Here is a 22085-nt window from a genome sequence, read left to right as displayed (position 1 = left end):
CTCCGTCGCCCACCGCATCACGGTCCGCCGCCAGCGATCCAGCGGTAATAGGGGTTCTGGCCGTCCGCCTGCATGACCAGACCGAGGGCTTCTGACCAATGGTCGCGATCGCCCTGATACGCAGCCAACCCTGACGCGTAGAAAGTGAACAGCACGTCGCGTTGCGTGTGCATGGCATCGATCAGTTGGTCGTCGGCCCCGTGCAGCGGCGGCTCGGTGCGCAGCGTCACCAGTTCCGGCAGTACGCGGACGATTTCGTTGCGCCGCAGCCATGCCCCGTATTCGATGCTCGGACGGTCGTCGGTCACCGCGGTAGTGTCGCCGGCGTAGCGCTCCAGCCCGGCCCGATCGGTGACCCACGTCGCCAGCAGCGCAGCGGGCGTAGCCACGCCGACGTCGCCGAGCGATTGGGCCACAGACGGTTGGTTGAAGCGCTGCGCGATGCGTGCCGCATCCAGTTCGATCGGCTCGTTGGACCCAACCAGCAGCATTTCGTGAAGCTCGGTGGTCCACAGCGTGGCGTGCGGGAAGGCATCGAGGAAGGCGCGTACCATGGCGCGCGAATCCTCGTCGTTCTGCGTGGCGATGGGCCACCATTGCGCCAGGATGCCGCCCGGCGCGAGACGCCGCGATGCCAGCTGATAGAAATCGCGCGAATACAGGTTCACCACGCCGGCGGCCGAAGGCGGCGGCGGCTCCAGCGTGATCACGTCATAGGTCTGCGGGTTGGCCAGCAGTTCGCGGCGCCCATCGCGCAGACGGATATCGAGACCCGGGTCGCTGCCCGCCTGGTAATTGCCCTTGAACTGCGCTGCGGCATGGACCACCGCAGGCAGAAGTTCGGCGCAAACGCGCGTGGTGAGGCCGGGATACTGCGACAGTGCGCCCGCCGTGATACCGGTGCCGAAACCAATCACCAGCGCCGAATGCGGCTCACCGCGATGGATGATCAGCGGCAGTAAGGCCTGCAGACGCATATAGCGCTGAGAAGGCAGCGTATCGCCGGAATTGGACACGCCCTGGATATAGAGTCGATGGAAGCGGCTGTCGCCCTGCCCCTGTGCCAGTACTGCCACCGTGCCGCCACGGCTCTCCTGATAATAGGTGAGCTCGCCCCCGCGTACCTGCGCCAACAACGTGGCGAGCTTTTGTGGCGGCGTCAGTATCGCGATCACCAACGTGCAGGCGCCCACGGCGAGCACGATCCAGCGCGATCGATCGCGCGATGTGGAACCCGCAAACACTGCAGTCACGCCCACCACCGCCGCCGCGATGGCAAGCAAGGCCAGTGAACGCACCAGTCCAAACGTCGGCACCAGCACGAAGCCCGTCAGTGCGGTGCCGGCAATGCCGCCCAATGTGTTCACGGCCACCGCGAAACCCACACTTCGGCCACTGCGTCCCGGTTGCGCGTATAGCCGCAGCACCGCCGGAAACGCGGCGCCAAGGAGCAGCGTCGGCAGCAGCACGACCACGATGGCGGCCACGACAAATCGCGCGCACATCGCAGCGAGGCGACTGCCGGTGAGGCTCGTCATCACATTGGCCGCCTGGCTCTGCAGCGCCGGCAACCACTCGCCCAGCACGCTGACCTGCAGCAAAGCCACGAGACCCGCCAGCGCGATAAGCGCGCCGAAGACGAACCATCCGTTGCGTACGCGATCGGCGAAACGCGCGTGGATCGCACTGCCCAGCATCAATCCGAACAGATAGACGGCCAGCATCATGGCGAACGCGAAGGCGCGCGTGGTCATGAACTGCACGACGGTCTGCGACCAGATCACTTCGTAACCCAGCGCGATGCCGCCGGCGATGGCATAGAGCGTTAGCGCGAGGCGCGCGGAACGACGGGACGCCACCGGCGCTTCCTTGCTGTCCGGCGGTACGAAGGCATGACGACGATCCAGCATCCACGCCACGGCAGCAGCAATCGCGTTGACGGCGGCCGCAGCCAGCGCCGTTCCTTGCACGCCAAGCGCTGGAAGCAATACAAACGGCGCGGCCAGCACGCCGGTAATGGCCCCTGCGGTGTTCGCCGCGTAGAGCCGCCCGCCCGTGCCGGCCACGCTGTCGCTGGCGCTGGCGCGTACCAGCACAGGCAGCGTGCCTCCCATCGCCACCGCAGGTGCGCCCACGAGCACGAAGGGAAGCAGCCAGGCGAGCCAGCCGACCCGTTGCTCCCACTGCGCAAAGAGCTCGGCACTGTGCGGCAGCAGCAGGGTCGCCCCCACCCCAAGCACACCGACTGCCACTTCAAGCCACGCATAAAGACGCAAGGGATGAGAGAGCCCGTCGGCGGTACGTCCCCACCACGCACCACCGATGGCCAGTCCCGCGAAGAAGGCGCTCACGGCAATGGTGACGGCATAGACCTCCACGCCCACCACCAGCGAGAGCTGCTTGATCCACAGCAATTGATAGACCAGCGACGCGGCGCCCGAGCCGAACAACAAGGCGGCCGACCAGTGCGCTGTGGCGACGTTGACGGGCAGCGCCACAAAGGCATGTTTTCCAACGCGTGGCGGCTTCATGGCGGGCATGGATCTCGCGCGGGACGGTATGTCATTTGAGTATACGGACCAGGCGCGCTGCGTAGAGCTACTTAAGTAACCGCGGGCAAGCGCGCCTTGCGCACCGTCACATCGAAGACAAAGTCACCTAAAACGCAGACTGCCCGCACGGATGCGGGCAGCCTGCCTTTGACTTAGGACAAGTGGCGTTGATGCCATCTCTCGCCAGTCATTACTTGCCCTGCTTCTGCAGTTCCATCTTCAGCTGCTGGACCGCCTTGTCGATGGTGAACGAGTCAGGCGACTGGCTCGGCGGATAGTCCTTGAACGTTGCCAGGAAACGCGCGGCGCGCAGGTTGGCTTCCACCGTGACGTAGGCGTTCTCGGTCTCCCAACGGTAGTAACCGGTGGTCGGACCAATATCGGCACGCTCGTACGGATCCATGCGCAGGTTGTAGAGCTTGGGCAAACGCAGGCAGGTGAACGGCTCCATCCAGATCTGCAGGCCACCAGGTGCGCGCTGTTCGCAGAACACGGCCTTCCAAGCATCCGGCGTGACGGCGCCGGGCTCCAGTGGATCCCATCGCACCGCGACGAGCTCCGCATCGTCGTCGAAATAGAAGAACTCATCGCGCGGTCTGGTGTTGTTCTGCCCTGTCAGATACGGCAGGAAGTTGTAGCCGTCCAGATGCACTTTGAACGACTTTCCACCGATGCTCAGGCCCTTGGCCAACTTGTTCACGATGTCGCCTTCGCCGGCCGCCGCCACAAGAGTCGGGAACCAGTCCAGGCCAGACATCAGCGCATTGCTCACCGTATTGGGACGGATATGACCCGGCCAGCGAACCATGGCGGGTACGCGGAAGGCACCTTCCCAGTTCGAATCCTTCTCGCTGCGGAACGGCGTATTGGCGGCATCCGGCCAGGTGAAGAAGTTCGGACCGTTGTCGGTGGTGAAGACCACGATGGTGTTCTTGGTGATGCCGGCGTCATCGAGTGTCTTGAGCAGCTTGCCGACATTCTGGTCCATCTCCCACATGCCATCGGCGTACTCATGGCCCTTGCCCAGGCCGGCCTTGCCGATGTACTCCGGACGCACGTGGGTAAAGATGTGCATGCGCGTGAAGTTCATCCAGACGAAGAACGGTTGCTTGGCCTGAGCCTGCTTCTGGATGTAGCCGATCGCCGCGCCCGTCGTCTCGTCGTCGATGGTTTCCATGCGCTTGACGGTGAGCGGGCCGGTGTCCTGGATCTTGCCATCCGAGAAGGTGTGCATCACACCGCGCGGGTTGTAGACCTTCAGGAAATTCGGATCATTCGATGGCCAGTACGGACGCTCCGGCTCTTCTTCGGCATTGAGGTGGTAGAGGTTGCCGAGGTATTCGTCGAAGCCATGCTTGGTCGGCAGAAATTCATCGCGGTCGCCCAGATGGTTCTTGCCGAACTGCGCCGTGGCATAGCCTTGACCCTTCAGCGCCTGAGCAATGGTGACATCGCGGTCCTGCAGACCGGCCTTGGCGCCGGGCATGCCGACCTTCGATAGACCCGTCCGCAATACCGTCTGACCGGTGAGGAAGGTCGAGCGGCCAGCCGTACAACTGTTCTCGGCGTAATAGTCGGTGAAGATCATGCCTTCGCGGGCGATGCGGTCGATGTTGGGCGTGCGATAGCCCACCAGGCCCATCGAATACGCGCTGATGTTCGACTGCCCTACGTCATCGCCGAAAATCACCAGGATGTTGGGCTTGCCGTTGTCCGACTGATTCTGCTGTTGGTCCTGTGCCGGCGGCTGTGCCTTGGCCGTGGGCGGTTGAATGGTCACGGCAGCCACGACGAGCAATGCCGTCGCGACCACCGTGGTGATCGATGTCAACAATCTGCTGCGCTGCCACGGGCGAAACATGGGAACCTCCTCATGTGCTTCACGACTGCGCAAGGCAGCCAACGGTGACACATCGTTCATGCCGCAACGGCGCCCAATGCCCTGCGCCGTCTCTTGCGCTACTGCTTTTCAGCGGGGTAGATGACTTTCCAATCGTTCTTCATGTCCACCACGGTCCAGTGCCTGGCCGTGGCTTCATCCAATGCCTTGTCGAGCTTGCCGATCTTCGACTGGCGGTCGTACGACCACTCGCGCGCCGCATCGGTGTGATGGACCAGGCCCGCAAAGCGCGCACCATCGCCCGAGGCCGTCCACTCGAGCATCTGCTGGTCGCCGTCGGAGTTGCCGAAGGCGAAGATGGGTTTGACGCCGAGCGAGCGCTGGATGCCGACAGGTTTGCCGGGGCCGTCGTCGATCAGCGCCACCTTGGGCAGCTTGATCAGCACAGGCTTGCCGTTCTGCATCTCGTACTTCAGTTCGCCCTGGCTGCCGATGATCTGTTCCGGCGGAATGCCGTACACCGCAGGGACCCATGCGCGCATGAAGTCCTGCCCGCCGCCGGACACGATGTACGTCTTGAAGCCGTTGTCGCGCAGGTAGTGCAGCAACTCGAGCATCGGCTGGTACACCATCTCGGTGAACACCCTATGCGTCTTCGGATGCCGGGCCGTGGACACCCATTGGTTCACGTTGCGCGCGAACTCATCGGTGGTCATGCCCGAATGCGTCGCCGCCACCAGTTCGAGTATGCCCTTCTCACCCGATGCCGCGAGACCCTTCATGTCGCCCGCGAGCGCGGACTTGAACGGCTCGGTGGTCTTCCATTCCGGGTGTTGGGGCGACAACGCCTTGACCTGGTCCAGCGCAAAGAAGAATTCAAAGTAGGCCGGTTGCTCCGCCCACAAGGTGCCGTCGTTGTCGAACACCGCGATGCGTTTGGCCGGCTCCACGAAATCGGGCGTACCGTCGGTGGTGACTTTCTTGACGAAGCTCTCGATCTGCTGCCTGGTCGCGCCATCGTTCCACGAAGGCAAGGGATCCTGCGCGGCCATGCAGGCGTTGGTCCAAGCCATGGCGACGAGCAGACAGAGTGCCGCCCAGCGACAGGCAAGCGTCCTGCGTGCCGGCGTCCCGCCGGCGCGGACTAGATCGTGCATTCGAAGTACTCCCGACATATCCGATCCTTCGCTGTATCAAGCGGCCGCCGTGCAAGCTGGCAGCTGAGATCCGTGATGGGCGCAGCCTAGGCTGGGCGCCCCGGCGCAGAGGCAGCGCGCCAGCCATCACGGTCGCGAATTTGGAGGGGTCTGACAATCCGAGAGACTACGTACGTGGTGTACGTAAAATTACTCGGCACGTCCCTTGTGCTGTATCGCGCGGCGTTCGCTGTCGAGGAGACTCGGGACGCAAGAAGATGCTCGCGAGGTCGCGCCGACCCGCGACGAATAAGTCCTGGGCTGACCCGTGCTGTCCAGGTCGCCGCTCTTGTCTGCGTCGGTGTCGCAGGCCCTTACGCCTGAGGCTCGACGTCCGGCAACTTCCAGAGCTTGTCGAAGAACGCCTTCTCCGGCCCGTAGAAGCGAAACAGCAATTCGAAGGGACGCGCGGGATCGGTAGGAACCCAGTTGGCCTCCTTCCCGCCCGGCGCCCTGGGGCCGAAATAGATATCGACCGATCCATCGGCATTGGTTTGCAGGCCCGGCGTATTCGAACCGCGGCTGCCCCAGCGCATATTGCGGATAAGTGCGTGTGTTTCGCCGTCGTACGCCGTCACCGACCAATAGAGTTTGACAGGCACCTTGGCCGGCACATGCAGGCGGTAGTGTTTCCCGCCTTCCATGCGTTTGCCCTGGGCATCCTTGATCGCCAGCAGATAGAACTGCCCGGCGCCCAGATGTTTGGTGCTGAAATACGCCATGGAGTAAATCACGGCGCGGCCATCGATCGGATAGCTATCGGGGTTGCTGAAGGTGGTCATCATCCCTGCCAGCGTGTCCTGCGCGGCGGGCAACGCCCAATGGGTGTTGTCGAAGAACGGCGGGACGAACGCCTGCTCGTATCCCAGATCGATCGCCGCCTTCGCCTCCAGCGCAGCTGCATCGAAGGCCTGCCTGGTCTCGGTGGAAGGGTTGAACGACTTGCCCTTCTCGATGCCCAGCGACTTGAGCATGTCGATCATCGCCTTGTCGCGTGTGATCCAGGGCTCGGCCTGCACGAAGCGATTCAATGCCTCGAAGAATCGACTGTCATAAGGGATGGTGGCATCGAACGGCTTGTCGTACACATCCACGAACCTGGTCTCGGCGCCGCCAGCCTTGTTGGCCGTCGACAGCGGATAGAACTTGACGCGCCTGCCGTACGTCACGGCCTTGTCGATATCGGCGTCGCTGCCGCTCTTGAGGTTGGAGCGCAGGATGGCAAAACCGCGATAGGTGTCGGACGGCATCGGGATATAGCCCGCCGGTACCTTGTCCTTGTACCCCGGCGGAAGGATCAGATACTTGCCGCCTTTGCCTTTGTCGACACCGGCCGGGCCCACATCTTCCAGCGCGTTTTGCCAACTGTCGTCCACGCTACCCGTAATGGTCGCGCCCTCCTCGGCCGGAGGGATCTCCATCACGACAGGGCCGTTCCTGGTGTCGTAGAACGGCATGAAATAAATAGTGTCGGGATTGGGCGTGAGCGTCTGGTCTTTCCAGTTGACCGGCCGCGACCAATAGGCGACCTGGTTCGCACCGCCCTGCAGCTTCTCGAACGCATCCTGCATCAACTGATAGTTGACTGCCGGCATGCCCCAGATCACCGCCTCAGCCGCCCGCCGGGCAATCGTGCGTTGCTGGATATCCTTGGGGCTTGACGCTTGTGCTGCGAGAGCTGTGCTCCACGTCGCTGCCGACGCAAGAGCCAGACTGGTCACCATCGCGGTCGACAGCAGGAGCGCTTTCATGGCCTCAATCCTCGTCATCAAACGAGTGGTGCTTGCACCAGTTTGAGACAAGCCGCCCGGATCATGCCTCCGTAGTTCTACCTAATCAGGGCCGGGAGGAAGCGATTGACGGCGGCCATGCGCGCCATCAATTGAGGTAGATCGGATTGCCGACGATCAACAGGCTGCCATCGGCGCCACGCACATTGACCCGCAACCAGTGTCGCCTTCCATCGCTGCTCCAATCGAACGACAAGCTCTGCTTGGCTTCACGAATGGCCAGATCTTCCTTTGGCTGGAAGGGCTTTCCATCCACGATGATCTCCGCATGCGCCTGATCCAACGCGTCGGCACGCATCGTGATGCGAACCGTGCTTCCGGCCGGCGCGCTCAACGCATCGCCCATTTCCGCGGAATGCTCACCCACGGTCGCCACGACATCGATCGTCCGGTCGCGGGTGCCTTGCACATCAATGAAAACATGCCCGGCGCGAATGCCATCAAGGATGGCCTTCATCGACAACTCGCTTGCGTGAACCACCGTGGTCGGCAGACCGATCGCCATGCTGCCGCCGGGAAACGGCAAGGCCACCTTCGCATTGTGGTTGTCGCTGCCGCCGATCCCGGTCAGGTGGTAGCCGTGGTTAAGCTGCTCCTCCCAAAACGGAATGCCGGTGTGCTGCGGGCTCCTGGCGTCGATGCCGTTGACCGCCTCGATGGCCTGCACCAGATGCATGTCGACCGGCTTTTCCGGCGTCCAGCCGCAACCCATGCAGGTTTCGTCGTTGGGACGGATGGGATGGTTGATGGAAAACACGCCGTGCAAAGCTTCAGCCTGCGTCAGCAAGGCATTCCAGTCAGGCACGGACTTGCTGCCCAGGCGGAAATCCAGCGGCTCGGTGGTGCCGAACAGGTTCGCGTGCCCCTGGAAGGTGGTCACCTCGCGCGCAGGTATCAGCAACAGATGGTCGAAGTACGGATGCAGTTCGCGGATGTCGTTGGCCTGCGACACCGTGTTGTGATCGCTCAGCGCGATAAAGTCGAGTCCGCGCCTGGCGGCATCTTCCACGGTGAAGACCAGCGGGCACGGTGCACGCCCGTCGCCGCTCTGCGTGGGACAACTGCCATCGCTATGCGCGCCATGCATGTGCAAGTCGCCCCGATACCAGCCCGCCTCCTTGCGCAGCGGTGGATTGAGCACGGCAGGCAACCACGCCGGATCGCCCGGATGGCCAAACCAGATCTTGGCCGTGTACTGAGCCTTCGACGCGGGACGGATATTGGGGATACCGAGCAGTAGCGCCCAGCGTCCCGGCTGGATTGGACCCGGCGCGAATGACGGCGTCGCATCGACCGCGCCCACGGTGAACAGCTGCTTGCTACCGCCCGTCCAGCCGCGCAGTCCTTGCTGGCTGTGAAAGCCATCGGGATCTTCAAGGCCCAGATCGATCGTGCTGTGCTCGGCGCGCCCTGTAGACTCGAACTGCACGGTGATGCGATTGACGCCCGCCGGCACCTGGAACGGCACCTCGCGGTAGCTATGGTTGTCGCTGCCGATCAACTCGCCGTGCAACACCACGTCCGGCGCGCTCTCCGTGGCACACGCCACGCCCAGCAAGGCCAGCCACAGCGCCACCAACGCCAGATACCCAAGACGGCCACGCGTACTCTCATTCATTGCTTGCTTCCCGAAACAGGACAACCGTCCCGCGCGCCGCCATGCGGTGCGACGCGCAGGACGTCAAACGAGGTCAGAACCGGTACATGACCGAGGCGCGGAACGATCGACCGAGCAGCGGTCGTGCGATGAACACGCTCTTGGTCGCATCGCTGCTCGCCAGTTCGCCGGCACGTGGATTGCCTTCGGTGAGGCCGAGCGAATTGTTGAGGTTGTCGGCGTACAGGAAGAACGACAACTCCGGTGTCATCTGGTAACGCGCGCTCAAACCGATGGTGTGGTACTGCGGCAGCACCACCGAGTTGGCCGTATCCACATAGCGCCGTCCTTCATACTCGTACGACATCTGCAGGCGCAGCTTGTCGTCGAACAGGTTCACGCCCGGCACCACGCGGAAGCTGTTCTTTGGCACGCGGATCAGCTGGTTGTCGTCGTAGTCCAGCAGCACCGGCGCACCCGCCGTCACCGTGGTATAGGTCAGCCCCTTGTACTTGGGATCCTGCACGGTCGCGGTGTACTGCACGTCGAAATACTTGGACGGATAGAACGTGCCTTCCAGTTCCACACCGTAGGTTTCGGTGTTGGCGTAACCCGTCTGCGGGGTCGACACGCCGCTGTTCGGATCGAACACGTAGTTGCTGAAGCTGACGTTGTTGTACTTGGTGTAGAACAGCGTGGCGTACGCATCCATGTAACGGTTGCTGTACTTGTAGCCCATCTCCGGCAAGATCATCGTCTGCGTGATCGGCGTGGCGGTCGGCGTGGTGATGTACGAGCTGAGGTTGGGCAGGCGGAAGGTTGAGGTGTAACGCGCGAACACACCCTGGTGCTCGCTGAACTGATAGTTCGCACCCAAGGTCCAGCCCAGCTTGCTGAAGCTGTGGTCGTAATCCACGAACTGGCCGGTGCCGGTGAGGATATTGTTGGTCGGCGGCGTGCCAAGATTCACATTCTGCGACAGCTCGGTCCAGCCCGTGGTGTTAACGCGCTCCCAGCGCGCACCACCGTCGATGCGCAGCTGGTCGTTGATCTGCCATTCGTCGGACGCGTAGAAGGCATTGGTGTTGGATGTGCCGCTGGCGTGCGCCCACTCGTAGCCGTAGCCGTAGATGCCATTGTTGGTCAGCTTGCCCAGTGCGTTGCCCTTGGCATCCACGGCCACCACGTCGAGCAGGCGCGCATTGTCGGTCGCCGTGAGGATGGCGGTAGACGAATAGCGGTCGAAACTCTGGTTGAAGTGCGCGTAGTAGTAACCAAACGTCACATCGTGCGTCTGGTCGCCGAATTCGAACTTGCGCAGCAGGCGCGTGTCGCTGGTGAACTCGTTCATCGGCATGGTGATGCCGCGCAGACCACCAGTCACGACCAGGCCGTTGTTGGGACTGGCGTTGTAGGCCTGGCCGTTGTCGACATATTGCAATCGCATGCCGGCGGCGTTCGGGTAGTACTTGGTGAGCTGCTTTTGTGCGGTGGTGAAGAAATCGCCCGTGGTCTGCACCGCGTTCGGATAGACGCCGTTGCGCACGGTATCCGTATCGCTGTAACGCAGGTCTTCGGCAATTTTCCAGCCGTCGCCCAGGTTGTAGTCGAACTTCACCGTGAACTGCGTGCGCTTGACCTGCGTGCCCAGGCTGTTGTCGAAGTTGTACAGGCTGCCGTTGCCCTGGATCATCTGGATGTGTTCGGTCTCCGGACCGGCCAGCGTGCCGTAGTTGCCGTTGAAGCCCGGCACGGCCTGCAGGTCGCCACTGGCATTGCGATACATCGGGATGCCAAGGTCCAGCGCGACCTTGTCGTCCAGGCGCTTGATATCGAAACTGAGGCTGCCGTTCTCGAACTGCTTGGACAGCGTGGCGCGCAGCTGGCCACCCTGGTCGTTGGTAAAGCCCGGGCTGCGGATGCCGTTGTCCTGGCGATAGAAACCACCGGTGCTCAGCTTCCAGCCATCGCCGATCGGCGTGCCATACCAGAAGTCCAGACGGTTGAGCCCGTAGTTGCCCAAGGTGTACTTCACCAGGCCCTCGGCGGATTCACCCACCTGGCGCGGTATGAAGTTGATCGCACCGGCCGGCGCATTCGAATAGAAGATCGACGACGGACCACCGCGCACCACTTCGATGCGATCGATGGTTTCATCCAGGCGGAACGCCTGATCCGCATTGAGATAACCAAGCGCCGGATCGTGCTGCACCGGAATACCGTCTTCGAGCAGGTTCACCGAGCCAAAACCGTCCACCGGAATACCGCGGGCGCGGATATTGCCGCTCGCTTCGCCGCCCGACGCTTCCACCCAGAAACCCGGCACCGACTTCAGCGCCTCGGTGACGCTGGTGGGGTTCTGCATGCGCAGGCGATCTTCGTCGATGGTGGTGATCGAGTAGCTGGTCTGGGCCTTGGTGCGCTCATCCACGCCGGAGCGCGCCGTCACCACGACTTGATCCAGATCCTTGGTCGTCTTGCCATTGCCGGACGCGACCGTCGCATCACTCGCCGCTGCAACGCCTGCACTACCGGCCGTCGTCACCGCAGCGGAGGCCGGATTGCCCGCATTGGCTGCCACGTTTCCCGGGACGATCGTCACCGTGTTCGGCGTGACCAGGCGGTAGCTCAGGCCCGTGCCTGCCAGCAATTGACGCAACTGCTGCTCCGGCGGCAGACCGGCGTCGGCACCGGGACTGCGGATGGTGTCGGAGATCTCCGAACCATAGACCACCTGCATGCCCGCTTCGTGCGAGAAATTCTCCAGCGCCTTGGACAGCGGCATCGCTGCGATGGCGGTGGTGTGCACCGTGGCGTTGGCTTGGGCGAACGTGGCCAGCGGAAGAGTGACGCCGAGCACGAGGGCGATATGTAATGCCAATCGATTGCGCATGAGGAGTAACAACCTTGAGTGAGGTAGATGACTGGCCGGTCTGTGACGCGCTTGCTGCGTTTTTTTCGGCCTATACCTTTCAAGAGCCTCGTTTTGCGCAACCGGGCACCTCCGATTGCATGAATCTTTTCTTACAGGCGCCCGGCTTTCGTGTCAGTTTGATTCGAGGCGACGATGCGCACGCGGTTGCCCTCTTCCACGACGCGCACATCCGGCAGCGTGGCAAGGTAGGCCGCGAACGCCTGCGGATTGTTGGCGTGGAAGATGCCGCTGATGCGTTCATCGGCGATGCTTGCGTTCTCGATCACCAGGGGTTTGCTGGTGTAGGCATTGAAGCGCCTCGCCACATTGCCGATGGTTTCGTGCTGGAAGCGAATCTCCGATGGCAGCCACGCAATGACCTTGGCCACCTGCGCAGGCTGCTTGATGATCTCGCCCGAGACGTTCAGTGAAATCTGCTGCCCCGTGGTGAGATCCGCCACCGGATCGGCGTTCAACAGCGCCGCGAGCCCGCCCTGCTTCGATTCGTCGGCGGCATTGAGCACGCGCACGCGACCGCTGATCACGGTGAGCGTGTCGCCGCTGGCATCGCGCTTCACATCGAAGACGGTGCCGATGTCCTGCAACACATGGCCGCCCACGTTGACCAGCATGGGTCGACGCGCATCCTTGCCCACGTCGAACAACGCGTTGCCCTTGATCACCTCGATGCGCCTGAAGCGTCCATCGAAATGCACGTCGATCACGCTGTTTCGATCCAGCTGCACCAGGGTGCCGTCGGGCAAGGTGACGGCACGTACCGCCGCCACGTCGCCCTTGAAGCTCCGCTCCACCAGGCCGTTGGCATCGCGCCAGTAGCCGACGCCAAGCCATGCCATCACTACCGCCGCCGCCAGTGCGGCCACGCGCATCGCCGCCCGGCGTGCCCGTCCGGGCCGCGCGACGTTTTCCTTGCGAATGGCGCTGCCCACCAGGGGAAACATCACCACCGGATTATCGCGGCCAGCCTGATCCACCAGCTGCTCGACCGTGAGCGTCTTCAGCGCGGCTGCGGCCTTGAAGTCGCCGTGCATCTGCACCACCGCGAAATACTCCGCCACGTGGCGCGGCGAAGCGCGCAGCCAGCCGAGGAAGGCCACGCGTTGGCGTTCCGTCAGCGGCTCCTGTTGCTCGATATACCAGGACACCGCCTGCTCGGTGATGCGACGCGCCTGCCGGGCGGCATCAAATTGCGAGGAATTATTCATAGTCGGCCATCCTTTGCCGGCACGCCGCCAGGCCCTTCACGACGTATTTCTTCACCATGCTGGTCGAGATGCTCATGCGATCGGCGATCTCGCGATACGACATCTCGTCGCGGTAATGCATGATCAGCACAGCCTTGCACTTGGGCGACAGGCGATCGATCAGCACGCCGAGGCGCTGCTTGCGAAGGTCGCTGTCCATGTCCGCTTCGAGATTGGTGGGTGCAGCCAGCTGCTCCACCACCTGCTCCAGCTCATCGCTGCCCAGCGGCGCCTGCTGCCGGAGCACGGCATGCTCCTTCACCAGGTTCGCGGCCACCGTGAACAGATAGGCCTCCGGGCTGCGGATATTGGCCGCATCCGCCGGCTCGATCCGCAACAGGCGCAGATAAACCTCCTGCACGAGGTCTTGCGCATCCCAGCGATGCGCCACGCGGCGCAGGAAGTACTTGCTCAGCGTCGCGCCCTTCTCCGCGAACAACGCCGACCACGCCCCATGCTTTTCCCGCACCGCTCCTCCTTCGACCGTGTTCGCCGAGGAAGGCTACGGCACTCAGACGGCACGGAGCCTAGGGGGGTGTTGTGACGGCTTCGTGACTTCGATGGCCTGTGCATGACAATGGTGGTGTTGGTCACAGTATCCTCGGGGTGCTCGGCGCGACGCCGGGCCACCACTCAGTCACGGGATGTCATGCATGCAAAACCCGATGCGCGCAATCGTCGTCATGGGCGTCTCCGGCTGCGGCAAGACCAGCGTTGCCACCGCCCTGAGCGAACGCATCGGCGCACGCATGATCGAAGGCGACGCCTACCATCCCGAATACAACGTGCAAAAGATGAAGGCCGGCATCGCGCTCACCGATGCCGACCGCCAGGGCTGGCTGGAGCAGTTGGCCGCGGAGCTCGCCAGTGTCACGGCCACCGGCCAGGTCGCCGTCCTCGCCTGCTCGGCACTCAAGCGCCGCTATCGCGATACGCTGCGCGCCGGCGTGGCGGAGCTCGGCTTTGTCTATCTTGAAGTATCACCCGAAGCCGCCGCCGAGCGCGTCAGCCTTCGCTCCGGTCATTTCATGCCCGCTACGTTGGTTGAGAGCCAGTTCCGTGATCTCGAATCTCCAACGGCGGAGCCGCGGGTATTGAGCGTGAGTGGCACCGATCCACTACACGTCATCATCGATCAAGCCCAGCGCTGGTGGAACGCAGGCAATGCGTTGACCCCACGCGATCGCTGACGCTATCTGCAGCGCGCCGATGCTCCCTTCAGCAAGTGGCACCTGAGTAAGCCGATCCGCCTTTTTGCGAACCGATGGAACGCCCATGCGTGGCTCGCGATGGCGACCTGTGCTGCCGATCGCCCCGTGACGTGGTAGATGATGAATCCAGCTATCACCAAGAAGACGTCGACACCGGATCTAGCCAGTACGCTCGCCAGTGGCTTCGCCCCATGCGTGCGCATCGGCTGGATGTCGCTGTAGAACGCCTTGAGTGAGGCGATGTCACGCAAATCCCAGACTGTTTCGGTAGCGCATGCCTCGACCCTCCCTTCAATTTCGTGCGATCTAATGCGGCAGCAGGCGAACGTCACTTGCAGCCAATCACAACATCCGCTTGGCAACGCCATCGCGATTGATCACCAGATGCTTCAGCACGGCGCCCAGATGAAGGATGAGAAGGCCGCCGAGCGCCAGAGCGAGATCGACGTGGATGGTCCCGAACAGAACGCGCAGCGACTCGCTGGGGGCGAAAAGATCAGGCCAATTCCACAGACCGAAAAAACTGACCGGGTGATCACCGGCGACGCGATGCGCGTAGCCGGCAAGCGGCAGCACCAGCATGGCCAGATAAAGCAAGCCATGGACGCTGTGCGCTATCCCCACCTGCCAGGACGGGATACTGCCCGGCAGCGGCGGCGGTCGGTGGCCCAGACGCCAGATGATCCGCGCTACCGCCAGCCATAGCACGACTGCTCCGATCGAGCCGTGCCAGAACAAGATGCTGTTCCACTCCGGCGACTTGTGAGAGTAGCCAGGGAATCGCTCCATCCGCAGCCCGATGATCAGGTTGGTCAGTATGAACAGAGCCACCAGCCAATGCAGAACTTTGGCGGTGCGTGTGTAGCTTGGGGCGGCAGATACGGGAACCAGCATGGGGATAGGGACCTTGTCGAATGGACTGAGCGCCAAGCCCTTCGATGCCAGGCGCTATCCACATAACCGGGCCGCGGTCCGATTTATTCCAGCAAGCGCAAGCGCGGCTGAGCGCGCGTCCCTGAGAGGATCGGGTGCCCGAGGCCACCCGTCCTTGAGCCGCCCTACTTCCCGACAAATCCTTCGGCGACATCCTGCGCGATGGCAATGAAGGCACGCGTCGCTGCAGAGCAATAGGCACTACGGCGGCGCAGCAGAGCAGCGCGACGCGCCCCCAGTGCGGGCTGCAGTTTTATCGACACGAGCCCCGGCCGTACGACATTGGCTGGCAGGAGCGTTGCCAGGTCATTGTGGCGCACGATCTCCATCAGAGCCTCGATCGAGTTTGCTTCGACGATGATGGTCGGCCGAAGATTCTTCCCATGGAAATACTGGTCAGCCAGCCTGCGCGTGGAGAACGATGTATCGAGTATGGCCAAGGGCATCTGTGCCAACTCCTTGGCCGTTACCATCGCTTTATGCGCGTCCCTGTGCCCCTTGCCGACGATCAACATCGGACGCTCTTCGTGCAACGGCGTCGCCTCGATGTCTTCCGCGGGAAAGTCTCCAAAGCCTATGCCCAGATCCAGCGCATCGTCACGTAGTGCCGGTTCGATGACTTCCTGCGATGAAACGCGGACCGTCAGCGTTATGCCGGGGTAGCGCTTGCGGAAGCGCTGAAGCACCGGCCCGATGAAATAGCTGGCGACGCTGGGTGTCACGCCCAGTCGCAATGCTCCCGTGGAAAGATCCTCGACATCGCGGACCGCACGCGTCGCCTGATCCAACTCCTCCAAAGCGCGCGCCGCATGTTGAAGGTAGATTGCTCCCAGATCCGTAGCGCGGACCTTGCGGCCGGAACGGTCGAGCAGTTGCGCGCCCACGCGCTCTTCCAGCTCCTTGATCTGTTGCGACAGCGCTGGCTGCGAAACATGCAGCGCCTGGGCCGCGCGGGTAAAGCTCCCATGCTCGACAACCGCCTTGAGATAGCGGACATGGCGCAGGACGGTCACCTATAACCCCCAGATTATGGCTACGCTAATAAATCGGTCTTGGACAGTTATAGCTCGACGCCGTAACTTTTTCACCAGGCGAGCACTGGGTGCATCGTCTGCCTATCCAGAGCCATGCTTAGCCTCGCTCACGTCCGCCATGCGGAACGTAGCCATCGATCAGCGGAGATTTGACCATGCAACAGTTTGCGCGAGTCCTCACCAGCAACGGCGTCGTCCCGGTCATCCTGAAGGATGGCAAGCACCTGGATCTTCGTCCCATCCTGCCTGACATCACCGCGGATGCCATTGGCAGCGGCATTTTGAATGCGGTCGATACGACCGGCCTCTCTCCTGTCGAGGGCGACTTCAGCTTCCTCTCGCCCATCGCGGATATTCGCCAGGTTGCCGCTACCGGCTTCAATTACCGCAAGCACATCGAAGAGTTCAAGATGACGCCGCCGACCGAGCCGGAAGTCTTCATGAAGGCCACCAGTTCGTTGTCAGGCCCGAATGACCCGATCTCGCGCGGCCCCAATCCCAATGTGAAACTTGACTGGGAGGTGGAACTGGCGATCGTGATCGGGCGCGAAGCGACCGATATCACGGCCGGGGATGCACCTGGCCATATCTTCGGTTTCGTGTGCATCAACGACGTTTCCGATCGCGATACTCAGGTCGACCAGCAAGGCCAGCAGCATTTGGTACGCGCCAAGTCGCGCCCCGGTTATTCGCCGGTGGGCCCGTACCTGACCACCGGCATTGATGGCATGGCGCTCGATCTGTGGACCAAGCTCAACGGCAAGTACGAGCAGCAGGGAAATACCGGCGACATGCTTTTCCCGATCAACGACCTGCTGGCCTATTTCTCGACCCACATGACGCTGTTGCCCGGCGACCTGATTGCAACAGGCACGCCCCCTGGCGTCGGCTTCGGCAAGAATCGCTTCATGCAGGTGGGCGATGTTCTTGAATGCGGCATCACGCATCTGGGTGCGCAGCGGCACGAGATCCGCCGCTGAGCGTTCGCGATCATGGATCTTGACGGCGCTCCGTCGCCAGGCGAGACGAACGCATCGCCACCGGCGCAGAAAACGCCAGTCGCAAAAAAGCAAAACCCCCGAAAAATCGGGGGTTCATGCTTCAAGACCGTCTGGCCGTTCCAGGGTATGCCTTAGAACGGGATATCGTCGTCATCAAAGCTGTTGTTCTGTGCCGGCGGAGCCGACTGGCGCTGCTGGTTGCCCTGGTTGTCGCCACCACGCGAGCCGCCGCCGAAATTGTCGCCGCCGCGGGCCTGGCCGCCACCGTAGTTGCCGCCGCCCTGGCGCGGCTGGCCACCGCCACCGCCGCCACCCTGGGCGCGCTGGAAGTTGCCGCCGCCGCTGCCGGCCGCGCCGCCTTCGGTACCGCCGCCGAGCATCTGCATTTCTGCGGCGATGATGTCGGTGCTGAAGCGCTCGACGCCGTCCTTGTCGGTGTACTTGTCGGTGCGCAGCGAGCCTTCGATATACACCTGGCGACCCTTCTTGAGGTATTCGCCGGCGATTTCAGCGAGGCGGCCGAACAGCTTCACGCGGTGCCACTCAGTGCGTTCCTGCTTTTCGCCGCTCTGCTTGTCGGTCCAGTTCTCGGAGGTCGCGATGCGGATGCTGGTAATGGCCGTGCCATTGCCGGTGTAGCGGGTTTCCGGGTCGGCGCCGAGATTGCCGACGATGATGACTTTGTTGATGCCACGTGCCATGGATGGGTTTCCTCTGTGAGCCGGCGCTGCGTTCTTGGGCAGTCAGCACCGGGATGTTGGTCCGGCGGCCATCATAACCGTGCCCCGGGCGTGGAAGACAGGATTGACCTGCGCCGGGGAACCGTGAATCGAGCCAGCCTTCGCCCTGCCCCAACGTGCGGGGTGGACGAAAAAACGTCCGGGAATCAGATCACTAAGCGCTCTCAGGGGCTGCGACACCCGAGCAGGCGACTCAGACCCCGCTGATAAACCGGTAGCCCACCCCCGGCTCGGTCTTGAGCCAGCGGGGGGTGGTCGGGTCGTCGCCCAGCTTCTGGCGCAACTTGCCCACCACGATGCGCAGATAGTGGCTGTCGTGGGTATGGGTGGCGCCCCAGATCTCGCGCAGCAGCAGCTGCTGGGTCACCACGCGACCGGCGTGGCGCAGCAGCAGCGCGAGCACGGCGTATTCCTTGCGCGTCAACGAGAGCTGCGCGCCCTCGAGCCACACTTCGCGGCGACCGAGGTCGATGACGAGCCTGCCGTCGTCGTAGCGCTGCATCGCTTCGGGCTCACCCTGACGGGTACGCAGCAGTGCGCGCAGGCGTGCCATCAACTCCTGGATGCCGAAAGGCTTGGTCACATAGTCGTTGGCGCCGGCGTCAAGCGCCTTTACCTTTTCGCTTTCCGAATCGCGAACGGAAAGCATGATGACGGGCACGTGCGTCCACTGGCGCAACTCGGCGAGCACTTCATGCCCTTCGCGGTCCGGCAGGCCGATGTCGAGTATCACCAGATCGGGCGAACGCGTCGCGGCCAGGGCAAGGCCTTCCGCTGCATTGGCCGCGAGCAATACCTCGTAGCCCTCGGCGCGCAGGCCGATGTCGAGGAACTTGCGGATCTGTGCCTCGTCGTCGATGACCAGGACACGTGCGGCGGAGGTCATGCGTGGTTGGTCGGCGGCGCCGGCAGCGGCAAGGTGATGCGAATGGTGGTGCCAATGCCGTCGCCCGGCAAGGCCTCCACACTGCCGCCATGCGCGCCGATCATGCCGCGGCAGATCGCCAGGCCAAGGCCGGTGCCCTGCGGCGCGCGATCGCCGCGCGAAACGGAGTAGAACATGTCGAAGATACGCGCGCGTTCGTCTTCCGGGATGCCCGGCCCACGATCGACCACATCGATCTGTATCTGCTCGCCCTTGGGACGCACGACCACGCGCACGGCCTGGCCCGGCGGCGAGAAGCGCGCGGCATTCTCCAGGATGTTGAACAAGGCCTGCTCGATCAGGGCCGGATGCACGTAGAGCAGCAAGGTCTGCGGCGGCAGCTCAATGTCGACCTTGAGGTCGGGAAACAGCTTGCGCAAACGAGTGGTGGCCGCGGCGACGATTTCGGCGGCATCGGTCCAGTCGCGATTGAGCTTGAGCGTGCCGTGCCCCAGCTTGGTCATGTCGAGCAGGTTCTGGATGTAACGGTCCAGCCGCTGCCCTTCGCCAAGAATGGCTTCCAGCAATTCCTGGCGTTCACTGGGCGGCAATTGGTCGCCATAGCTGGACAACGTGCCGGCAGAACCAATCATCGAGGCCAGCGGCGAACGCAGGTCGTGCGACACCGAGGAAAGCAGCGCATTGCGCAAACGCTCGGTCTCGCCCTGCACGCGCGCGCCCTCCAGTTCCTCGGCCAAGCGTGCACGCTGCAGCGCCTGGCCGATGTCCTGCACCATGGTCAGTGCCAGGCTGCGCTCGTCGGTGGACGGTTCGCCCTGTCCCGCGGGTAGGCGCAGTGCGGCGACGCCCAGATGATTGTCATCGCTCCCCAGTGGCAACACCCAGCAAGGCGCCGCGTTGAGCGTGTCAGTAAAGCGGCCCGCTTGCTCCGAGTGCTTTTCGCTCCACTCGGCCGCACCCAGATCCTGCGAGGTCAGATCGAAATCACGCGGCGACGACGCCACCACGCGCAACACCTGGCTCGCGTCGCGCGCCAACACCGCCACCTCACAGCGCATGACATGCGCCAGCGCCGAAGCGCCCACGCGTCGGATACCTTCGGCATCGGTGCTGGTGGAAAGCCGCTGCCCGAGCGCGAGCAGGGCGCGCGCCTGCGCATGGGCGGTGCGCAGGGACTCGACCTGACTGGCCAGCTTGGTAGCCAGGCGGCTCGCCACCAGGGCGGCGACGAGGAACAGGCTGACCGCCAGCACATCGTCGAAGTTGGCGATCATCAAGGTGTAGCGTGGCGGCGCAAAGAAGAAGTTGTAGCCGATGAAGCACAACAACGCCGTATACACCGCCACCGCCATGCGCGTCCTCACGGCCACCACCAGCACGGCGGTGAGAAAGATCAGTGAGAGGTTGGCGACGGACAGGTAACGGTCGGCGATGAACGACAACCCGAATGCCACCAGCGTGGCGAGCGTCGCATAGATGTATTCGCCGCGACGTCCGGACCCTCCCGGCATACGCAGGCGCAGCCGCGACTTTGCCCGCTCGGCCGGCGTAGCGATGATGGTGAGTTCCAGATGCGCGCCACGACGCAACAGCAGCTGGGTCAGCGAACGGCCGAGCATGCGTGCAAGCGGACGTTCGCGCGTACGGCCAAGGATGATCTGGCCGATGCCTTCGCGATCGGCATGGGCGATGAGTTCATCCGCGATGGCGTGACCGCGCAATATCACCGTATCGCCGCCGAGCCGACGCGCGAGACCCATGGCCGCATCCAGTCGCTCGCTGCGCGCCTTGTCCAAAGCTGCGCCCGTATCGACGAAGGCTACGCTCCACGGTGCGCCACGCCGTTCGGCAATGCGGCGAGCGATACGCACAAGATATTCGCTCTGCGAATGGCCATCGATGGCGGCCAGCACGCGCCGGCGCACCGGCATCGCGCCGCCGCGTGCGAGCATGTGCTCGCGCAAGTCGCTATCCACATGGCCGGCAACGGTATCGACAGCCAGCTCGCGCAGCGCAACGAGGTTAGTCGGCGAGAAGAACGCATCGAGCGCCGCGGCCGCCGTCTCGGGCACATAGACCTTGCCTTGCTTCAGGCGCTGGATCAGCTCGCGCGGCGGCAGGTCGACCAGCACGATGTCGCGTGCACGATCGAGAAAGGCATCGGGCACCGTTTCGCGCACGGTCACGTTGGTAATGCGCCTCACCTGATCGTTGAGACTTTCCAGATGCTGCACATTGAGCGCGGAATACACCTCGATGCCGGCCTCGAGCAGCTCGGCAATATCCTGCCATCGACGCTCATGGCGACCGCCCGGCAAGTTGGTATGCGCCAGTTCGTCGACCAGGATGATGTCGGGGCGTCGCGCGAGCGCCGCATCAAGATCGAACTCGGTGAAGTCGCGCCCCTTGTAATTCACCTTGCGGCGCGGCAGCTGCTCAAGCCCCTCGAGCAGCGAAGCCGTTTCCTGCCGCCCATGCGTCTCCACCAGACCAATCACCACATCGATGCCCTGGCGCTTTAGCTCCCGCGCCGCAGACAACATGGCGTAGGTCTTGCCCACACCCGGCGCCGCACCAAGGAAAATCTTCAAGCGACGCGTGCGCTCTTCCTGCACGGCATCCAGCAGGGCATCGGCACGTGCTTCGCGAGTAGGTTCGGACATGGGTGTCGTTGGGGATGTGATGGGATAAGGGTAGGACTTGGGGTTCGGTGCGGATAGTGCTTCAAGCAGATAGCAACGTTACCGCGAGCACCCGCCCCTCACCCCAACCCTCGACCCACAGGGGAGAGGGAGAAGTGCAATGCACCGCGAAACCTGGCAAACAAAGGGCAATGCGAAGCGAGCCTCCGCTTTAAGTCCTCAGGGATTCGGTCGCGTTGCGCAGCGCTTTGGAGTATCCCCTGTGTACCCTTGGAGGTTGTCCGATCACGACGCACCTCRAGCGTTCGGGCTTATCCCAACACGATGCTGCGGGCGTTATCAGGCCATTTTCTTTGGGTTACTTTTCTTTTACTCCGGGCATCCTGCCCTCCGCCCTTCGGGCCGGCTTCGCCGTTCGCACGCGCTCCTGCGCGTGCGTGGGCCAGCAAAAGAAAAGTGATTCGGTCGGCGGCAGCCGATCGAA

General features: G+C 63.0%; 15 protein-coding genes. 2 read left to right on the top strand and 13 right to left on the bottom strand.

The window, feature by feature from the left end:
• Positions 1 to 17: 17 nt before the first annotated feature.
• From AC1DKY_RS19500 to AC1DKY_RS19465, 8 genes are all read right to left on the bottom strand, one after another.
• The gene (locus tag AC1DKY_RS19500) at positions 18 to 2540 is read right to left on the bottom strand and encodes a spermidine synthase (protein WP_477180033.1); all 2523 of its coding nucleotides are present in this window, start codon (positions 2538 to 2540) and stop codon (positions 18 to 20) included.
• Positions 2541 to 2742: 202 nt separating this feature from the next.
• Complete coding sequence (locus AC1DKY_RS19495; RefSeq protein WP_441605272.1) at positions 2743 to 4413, bottom strand: arylsulfatase; 1671 nt, start codon at positions 4411 to 4413, stop codon at positions 2743 to 2745.
• Between the two features lie 98 nt (positions 4414 to 4511).
• Positions 4512 to 5549 (bottom strand): HAD family hydrolase, encoded by a 1038-nt coding sequence (locus tag AC1DKY_RS19490; protein ID WP_441605271.1) that lies wholly within the window; start codon positions 5547 to 5549, stop codon positions 4512 to 4514.
• A 353-nt stretch (positions 5550 to 5902) separates the two neighbouring features.
• On the bottom strand, positions 5903 to 7339 hold the full coding sequence (locus tag AC1DKY_RS19485; protein ID WP_441605270.1) for a DUF1254 domain-containing protein: 1437 nt from the start codon (positions 7337 to 7339) through the stop codon (positions 5903 to 5905).
• Positions 7340 to 7466: 127 nt separating this feature from the next.
• Positions 7467 to 8996: a CehA/McbA family metallohydrolase gene (locus tag AC1DKY_RS19480; RefSeq protein ID WP_441605269.1), complete on the bottom strand. Its 1530-nt coding sequence runs from the start codon at positions 8994 to 8996 to the stop codon at positions 7467 to 7469.
• Positions 8997 to 9069: 73 nt separating this feature from the next.
• Complete coding sequence (locus tag AC1DKY_RS19475) at positions 9070 to 11868, bottom strand: TonB-dependent receptor (RefSeq protein WP_441605268.1); 2799 nt, start codon at positions 11866 to 11868, stop codon at positions 9070 to 9072.
• Positions 11869 to 11999: 131 nt separating this feature from the next.
• Positions 12000 to 13115 (bottom strand): FecR family protein, encoded by a 1116-nt coding sequence (locus AC1DKY_RS19470; protein WP_441605267.1) that lies wholly within the window; start codon positions 13113 to 13115, stop codon positions 12000 to 12002.
• Entirely contained in the window at positions 13108 to 13623 is a 516-nt protein-coding gene (locus AC1DKY_RS19465; RefSeq protein WP_441605266.1) for an RNA polymerase sigma factor, read from the bottom strand. Before AC1DKY_RS19465 ends, AC1DKY_RS19470 begins: the two co-directional genes overlap by 8 nt.
• Positions 13624 to 13819: 196 nt before the next feature.
• On the opposite strand from AC1DKY_RS19465, the gene AC1DKY_RS19460 reads away from it, so the two are divergent.
• Positions 13820 to 14344 carry a gluconokinase gene (locus tag AC1DKY_RS19460; protein WP_441605265.1) on the top strand — a complete coding sequence of 175 codons (525 nt, stop codon included), beginning with the start codon at positions 13820 to 13822 and terminating at the stop codon, positions 14342 to 14344.
• A gap of 363 nt (positions 14345 to 14707) precedes the next feature.
• Here AC1DKY_RS19460 and AC1DKY_RS19455 read toward each other — a convergent pair whose 3' ends face one another.
• Positions 14708 to 15259 carry a cytochrome b gene (locus AC1DKY_RS19455; protein WP_441605264.1) on the bottom strand — a complete coding sequence of 184 codons (552 nt, stop codon included), beginning with the start codon at positions 15257 to 15259 and terminating at the stop codon, positions 14708 to 14710.
• A 164-nt stretch (positions 15260 to 15423) separates the two neighbouring features.
• Positions 15424 to 16311 carry a transcriptional regulator CynR gene (cynR, locus tag AC1DKY_RS19450; protein WP_441605263.1) on the bottom strand — a complete coding sequence of 296 codons (888 nt, stop codon included), beginning with the start codon at positions 16309 to 16311 and terminating at the stop codon, positions 15424 to 15426.
• 176 nt (positions 16312 to 16487) lie between these two features.
• Between cynR and AC1DKY_RS19445 the strand changes: the two genes are divergently transcribed.
• On the top strand, positions 16488 to 17312 hold the full coding sequence (locus tag AC1DKY_RS19445; protein ID WP_441605262.1) for a fumarylacetoacetate hydrolase family protein: 825 nt from the start codon (positions 16488 to 16490) through the stop codon (positions 17310 to 17312).
• A 152-nt stretch (positions 17313 to 17464) separates the two neighbouring features.
• On the opposite strand, the gene ssb is transcribed toward AC1DKY_RS19445, so the two are convergent.
• The 3 genes from ssb to AC1DKY_RS19430 all read right to left on the bottom strand — a co-directional run bounded on the left by ssb (position 17465) and on the right by AC1DKY_RS19430 (position 21622).
• A complete protein-coding gene (gene ssb, locus AC1DKY_RS19440; RefSeq protein ID WP_441605261.1) occupies positions 17465 to 18034 on the bottom strand; it encodes a single-stranded DNA-binding protein in 570 nt (189 codons plus the stop codon).
• Between the two features lie 232 nt (positions 18035 to 18266).
• Positions 18267 to 18959 carry a response regulator gene (locus AC1DKY_RS19435; protein WP_441605260.1) on the bottom strand — a complete coding sequence of 231 codons (693 nt, stop codon included), beginning with the start codon at positions 18957 to 18959 and terminating at the stop codon, positions 18267 to 18269.
• The gene (locus AC1DKY_RS19430) at positions 18956 to 21622 is read right to left on the bottom strand and encodes an ATP-binding protein (protein ID WP_441605259.1); all 2667 of its coding nucleotides are present in this window, start codon (positions 21620 to 21622) and stop codon (positions 18956 to 18958) included. The genes AC1DKY_RS19435 and AC1DKY_RS19430 overlap by 4 nt, the downstream gene beginning before the upstream one ends.
• Positions 21623 to 22085 lie beyond the last annotated feature (463 nt).

It is taken from the genome of Dyella sp. 01N448 (assembly GCF_056399225.1).
The sequence above is the reverse complement of the archived record's forward strand: the minus strand, read 5'-3'. Positions and strand labels throughout refer to the sequence as shown.